Origin of the sequence: uncultured Leptotrichia sp. (assembly GCF_938036635.1) — a bacterium.
Taxonomy (GTDB): Bacteria; Fusobacteriota; Fusobacteriia; order Fusobacteriales; family Leptotrichiaceae; genus Leptotrichia; species Leptotrichia hongkongensis.
In genome coordinates this window covers 1-5,264 of sequence record NZ_CALHQO010000305.1, presented here as the reverse complement: position 1 = coordinate 5,264, position 5,264 = coordinate 1, and the positions used below count along the sequence as shown (strand labels likewise).

The 5,264-nt window shown below is 28.8% G+C and carries 7 protein-coding genes; all 7 read left to right on the top strand.

Going from position 1 to position 5,264, the window contains the following annotated elements:
- Positions 1–93: 93 nt before the first annotated feature.
- The 7 genes from Q0370_RS06170 to Q0370_RS06140 all read left to right on the top strand — a co-directional run bounded on the left by Q0370_RS06170 (position 94) and on the right by Q0370_RS06140 (position 5,104).
- Positions 94–687, top strand: coding sequence for an ECF transporter S component (locus Q0370_RS06170; RefSeq protein ID WP_299573483.1), 594 nt, complete (start codon positions 94–96; stop codon positions 685–687).
- Between the two features lie 15 nt (positions 688–702).
- Positions 703–1,458: an energy-coupling factor transporter transmembrane component T gene (locus tag Q0370_RS06165; protein ID WP_299573480.1), complete on the top strand. Its 756-nt coding sequence runs from the start codon at positions 703–705 to the stop codon at positions 1,456–1,458.
- The gene (locus tag Q0370_RS06160; protein ID WP_299573478.1) at positions 1,440–2,279 is read left to right on the top strand and encodes an energy-coupling factor ABC transporter ATP-binding protein; all 840 of its coding nucleotides are present in this window, start codon (positions 1,440–1,442) and stop codon (positions 2,277–2,279) included. The genes Q0370_RS06165 and Q0370_RS06160 overlap by 19 nt, the downstream gene beginning before the upstream one ends.
- Before the next feature lie 46 nt (positions 2,280–2,325).
- Positions 2,326–2,787 carry a macro domain-containing protein gene (locus Q0370_RS06155; RefSeq protein WP_299573475.1) on the top strand — a complete coding sequence of 154 codons (462 nt, stop codon included), beginning with the start codon at positions 2,326–2,328 and terminating at the stop codon, positions 2,785–2,787.
- An 88-nt stretch (positions 2,788–2,875) separates the two neighbouring features.
- On the top strand, positions 2,876–3,688 hold the full coding sequence (locus tag Q0370_RS06150) for a hypothetical protein (protein ID WP_299573473.1): 813 nt from the start codon (positions 2,876–2,878) through the stop codon (positions 3,686–3,688).
- A 39-nt stretch (positions 3,689–3,727) separates the two neighbouring features.
- The gene (locus tag Q0370_RS06145; protein WP_299573470.1) at positions 3,728–4,255 is read left to right on the top strand and encodes a hypothetical protein; all 528 of its coding nucleotides are present in this window, start codon (positions 3,728–3,730) and stop codon (positions 4,253–4,255) included.
- 51 nt (positions 4,256–4,306) lie between these two features.
- Positions 4,307–5,104: an energy-coupling factor ABC transporter ATP-binding protein gene (locus tag Q0370_RS06140; RefSeq protein WP_299573467.1), complete on the top strand. Its 798-nt coding sequence runs from the start codon at positions 4,307–4,309 to the stop codon at positions 5,102–5,104.
- The last annotated feature ends 160 nt before the right edge of the window (positions 5,105–5,264 follow it).

The following is a 5,264-nucleotide window of genomic DNA, read 5'->3' as shown; positions in this document are numbered from 1 at the left end:
TGTTAAAAAAATAACAAAATTTTTCTCCAAAGGTTGAAATATTGACAAATATGTTTTAAAATATAGTAAATAAAATTTTAAGGAGGCAGAAAAATGAAAAGTTTAAAAGAGGATTTTTCTTTAATGTCAAGTTTGTTGATACCAGTAGCGGTGGCTATTAATTTTACAGGATTTACTATTGCAAAAATGTTAAATGTTCCATTATTTCTTGATTCGATAGGAACAGTTTTTATAAGTCTTCTGGCTGGTCCTTGGGTTGGATCGGTTGCTGCAATTATTACAAGTGTAGTTACTGGTGGACTTGCACCTGAAAATTTGGCATTTATACCAGTTGGAATTTTGATTGCTGTTGTAATGGGAACATTAACTAGATTTAAAATGAAAAATTATGTTGTAAAAATAGTAGTTTGTACATTAATATTGGCGATAGTTAGTATTAGTTCATCTACTCTAATAACAATTTTAATGTATGGTGGAATTACACCGAATGCAACTGGAGTTTTGACTTCATTTTTTGTAAAACAAGGGATAAACTTAAAAGTTGCAGCAACTTTATCTAATTTTATTTCAGAAATTGGTGATAAAGTAATAACAGTTGTTATTGCGATGTTAATTGTTAAAAGTATGTCTGATAGATATTTGATTAAATTTAAGCATGGAGAAAACTATATTCATGGAACAAAATAGAAGTGGAGAAATGAAATGATAAAAAAATTTTCAGAAGGTCTGTATCCGCTTACAAAGTTATATTTTGCAATATCACTTATAATTTCAGCATTTTTAATCCCAAATGACTTTTATGGCTATGTGCTTGTTATAGTTTGTGGAATTTTGGCAAGTTTTTATGGAAAAGGTAGTGCTTATTTCAAAAGAGTCTTCATAAGTTTATTTTTATTGACTTTAGTTATATTTGCTGCACAAAGTACGTTATTTGCTTCAAATGAAATTGTAGCAAGAATTGGGATTTTTACAATTTATAAAGCTGGATTACTAAAAGCTGTAAAAATCACATCAAAGTTATGGGCAATCGTGGCTTCAGTTACATTGCTGACTCTTATAACTTCAATAAAGGATTTTACAATAGCTCTTGAAAAAAAAGGAATAAATCCTAAATTTGCATTTATCCTTCTTTTAACTTTTCAAATAATTCCTGAAATGGGAAAACAGGCTGGCGTAATCTTGGATTCACAGCGTTCAAGAGGTGTGGAAACAGAAGGAAATATTTTTGTAAGAACGAGGGCTTTACTGCCAGTATTTGTGCCATTAGTCCTATCTTCTATTTTAAATACTGAGGAAAGAGCAATTACATTGGAGGCACGTGGGTTTTCGATTGGAGAAAAGCGGACAATATTGCATGATATAGAAGAAACAAAAAATGATAAAATTATGAAAATTGTGCTGGCTATTTTTATAGTGCTATGTATTTTGTGGAGGGTTTTATGGGTTATTTCAAAATAGAAAATGTAAACTACAAATATCCGCTTGAAGAAAAACAAGCCCTGAAAAATATTAATATTGAGATAAAAAAAGGCGAATTTTGGGCTGTAATTGGAAAAAATGGGAGCGGGAAAACGACATTTTGCAATATGTTGAGGCGGTTTGTGCCTGATTTTTACAAAGGGGAACTGAAAGGGAAAATAACGCTGGAAGATAAAGAACTGAAAGATTATTCTCAAAAGGAACTTGTTCAGAAAATTGGATTTGTTTTTCAGAATCCGTTTACGCAAATTAGTGGAGTAAAAGATACTGTTTTCGAGGAAATTGCTTATGGACTTGAAAATTTAGGTTTAGATAAAGAAGAAATAATTTCTAGAGTTGAAAAAATATTGAAACTGCTTGAAATTGAAAAACTGCGTGACAGAAATCCATATGACTTGTCTGGCGGACAAAAGCAAAGAGTGGCACTTGCCTCAATTATCGCAATGGATCCTGATATTCTAGTTATTGACGAGCCAACTTCACAGCTTGATCCAAAAGGAACAGAAGATATTTTCAAAATTATAAATTTAATGGCAAATGAAGGAAAAACAATAATTTTGGTTGAGCATAAACTTGAACTTATTGCAGAATATGCCCAAAATATACTTGTCCTTGATGAAGGGGAAATAATTTTGAGTGGAAAAGCGGAAGAAGTTTTAAATAATAAAATCTTGCTGGAAAAGGAAATTGGTATGACACAGTATTCTATACTTGCCTATGAACTTGAAAAATCAGGAAAAGTTGAGTTTGAAGAAATTCCTATAACCAAGGAAAAGATAGTGGAATTATTGAAAAAATAAAAATTGTTAAGCAAATCTTAAAAATATTTATTTAAAAGGAAAAATTATGCAACCAAAAAATTTGAAAAATAGAATCGTTCTTGTAAAAGGCGATATTACCGAATATCCTGCTGATGTGATTGTCAATGCCGCAAATTCTTCTTTACTAGGAGGCAGTGGTGTTGATGGTGCAATTCATAGAAAAGGCGGAAAAGAAATAACAGAAGATTGTATGAAAATACGTGATTCTCAAGGGAAATGCAACGTTGGGGAAGCTGTTATTACAAGAGCAGGAAATATGCCATTTAAAAATGTAATTCATACAGTTGGACCTGTCTGGCAGTCAGGAAAAAATAATGAAGTAAAATTATTTGCAGAAAAATTGTTAAAAAATTCCTATATTTCAAGTTTAGAATTGGCTGAAAAAAATAAACTGAAAAATATTTCCTTTCCAAATATCTCGACTGGAGTTTATAGATTTCCAAAAGATTTAGCTGCAAAAACGGCTATTAACGCTGTGATAGAATAAATGATTTTATAGAAAAAGTAAATTTTGTATGTTTTGAAAATGAAAATTTTGAGATCTATAGAAAGTTATTGGAAGAGAAAGGGATTTTATGAAAGAAGGAAAACTGAAAAAAATTATAAAAATAGACTGGACTATATTTTATTCCAAACCAAGAATACAAATTTTAGGAATTTTGATATTTTTGGATATAATGTTGCTTTTCTCAGTGACAAAAGAAATGGAAAAAGGCTTTAGCATATCTTCTGTTTCAACTTCAATAGTTTTATTTATACTATTTGTCTTATTAAATGGATTGTTTATTTTTTATTACAAAAATAAATTTTCTAACATAGAATTTTATGATGATTATTTTATTTTCAAAAAAGAGAAAGTGTATTATGAAAATTTAAAATATTTTTTCTTTAAGGATAATAGATTATTTCAAATGAAGAAGTTTTCTAAAATTTTGTATAAACCTGATGGTGGTAATTGGAAAAAGATAGATGGAAGCGGATATGATTATGACTTATTTTCAGTATTTCAAAAATGTTTTTTAGAAAAAAATTTTTCAAAAGCAGTAGAAAATATTGAAAATGGTGGAGTTGAGATTTTTCCATTTCAAAATCAAGGTTTTGTGAAAAATAAATTTTTATTTTCAAGCGAAGAAAGATTGCAGGAATTGACTCAGATCTTTGAAAGTTCACCAAAAATACAAGTATCGAATAAATCTGTAACATTTGATAATGAGATTTATGATTGGAAAAATTATAATATTGAATTTGAAATCGGCACAATTACAGTAAGTGATTTGAAAAAGAATACGATTCTTGAAATTGAAGCTAAAAATACAGTAATTTGTCAGGAAATTTTATTAAAAAACTTAATAGAAAATTTTGATAAAAAATATCCTAAATTCTATTAGAAAATAAGAAAATTTGGAAAGTGAGAAAGGGAAATTTTGATGAAAAGATACTTGTCAGGCTTATTAGGAATTATTTTGTTATTTTTTGTGATGACAATTGTTTATTGCCTATATTGTCTTTTTAAAATATTTGTTAATAAATACATACCTTTTTTTGAAGCACTGATTTTTTTAGGAATATGTAGTGGCTGGACATACGGATTAAATAGATATGATAAAAAAAATTTTGAAAATGAAAAGGATAAGAATAAAAGCAGATTTGCACCAAAAGAAAAGAAAGAGCCGTCAAATAAAGAATTGCTATCAGCCCTTTTTCTTGCATATATTCCAGCAATTATAACAATTTATATTGGAAATGTGACTGAACTGGCATATTTTATAAGTTCCGCTGAGAAAACAAAATTTACAGCAGAGTTTTTTAATTCGTTAAATGAAGTTTTTAATCAACGATTTTTTTACAAAAATTTATTAATAATATCAGTAACTTTTATAATATTTGGGACTTTTTTTAGTTTTAGAACAGTTACAGAATACATGAAGAGGAAAAAAGAGGAGCTGGAACAATAAAATAATTATTGAAGATAATTGTTTAATAAAATTTTTAAAGGAGACAAAACTATGAGTTTTATTACTGTAAAAAATTTGAATTTTAAATATCCTAATGGAACTGAAAATGTGCTTAATGATGTTTCTCTTGAAGTAAAAAAAGGGGAGAAAGTTGCGATTATTGGGCAAAATGGCGCTGGGAAAACAACGATGGTAAAAATGTTGAATGGACTTTTAAAGCCAGTAAGTGGAGATGTGGTTGTAGATGACTGGAATACAAAGAAATATACCGTTGCCAAAATGAGCCGAAAAGTCGGATATGTCTTTCAAAATCCAATGGATCAGATATTTCATAACAATGTTTACGATGAAATAGCCTTTGGAGCAAAAAAATTAAAATATTCTCCTGATGAAACAAAAATAATGGTAGAAAATGCCATAAAATTAACAGAACTTGAAAAATATCAAAAGGAAAATCCATACAATTTACCGTATTCCATGAGAAAATTTGTTACAATTGCCGCAGTAATTGCAATGGGTTCAGATGTCATTATAATGGACGAGCCGACAGCAGGACAGGATTTTAGAGGAATGAGAGTTTTACATAATTTGATTGACGAACTTCAAAAGCAAGGGAAAACTATAATTACAATAACTCATGATATGGAATTTGTAGTAAAAAATTTTGACAGAGTAATTGTAATGACAAATGGAAAAGTTATCGCTGATGGAGACAAACGTGATATTTTTTGGCAATTTGACACATTAGAGAAAAGCATGGTAAAACAGCCGTATATCAGTGATTTAGCTAAGGAAATGGAAATGGATAGAAAGGTTTTATCTGTGGAAGAATTTGTGGAAAATTATTAAATATCTATTAGTTGTCTTTAGTAAAATGAAAAATTATACAAATTAAAATAATTAAGATTTTGATTTTAAAAATAGATAGAGTAAAAAAATAGGATTAAGTGGGAAACAATACCATTCAACTTTTTTATTTTCGTAGGATTGCTCATTGCCGCAAAACCTT

Excerpts from the sequence above, each read along its gene's own strand:
- Q0370_RS06170 (WP_299573483.1), top strand. The coding sequence starts at position 94 with ATGAAAAGTTTAAAAGAGGATTTTTCTTTAATGTCAAGTTTGTTGATA.
- Q0370_RS06165 (WP_299573480.1), top strand. The coding sequence starts at position 703 with ATGATAAAAAAATTTTCAGAAGGTCTGTATCCGCTTACAAAGTTATAT.
- Q0370_RS06160 (WP_299573478.1), top strand. The coding sequence starts at position 1,440 with ATGGGTTATTTCAAAATAGAAAATGTAAACTACAAATATCCGCTTGAA.
- Q0370_RS06155 (WP_299573475.1), top strand. The coding sequence starts at position 2,326 with ATGCAACCAAAAAATTTGAAAAATAGAATCGTTCTTGTAAAAGGCGAT.
- Q0370_RS06150 (WP_299573473.1), top strand. The coding sequence starts at position 2,876 with ATGAAAGAAGGAAAACTGAAAAAAATTATAAAAATAGACTGGACTATA.
- Q0370_RS06145 (WP_299573470.1), top strand. The coding sequence starts at position 3,728 with ATGAAAAGATACTTGTCAGGCTTATTAGGAATTATTTTGTTATTTTTT.
- Q0370_RS06140 (WP_299573467.1), top strand. The coding sequence starts at position 4,307 with ATGAGTTTTATTACTGTAAAAAATTTGAATTTTAAATATCCTAATGGA.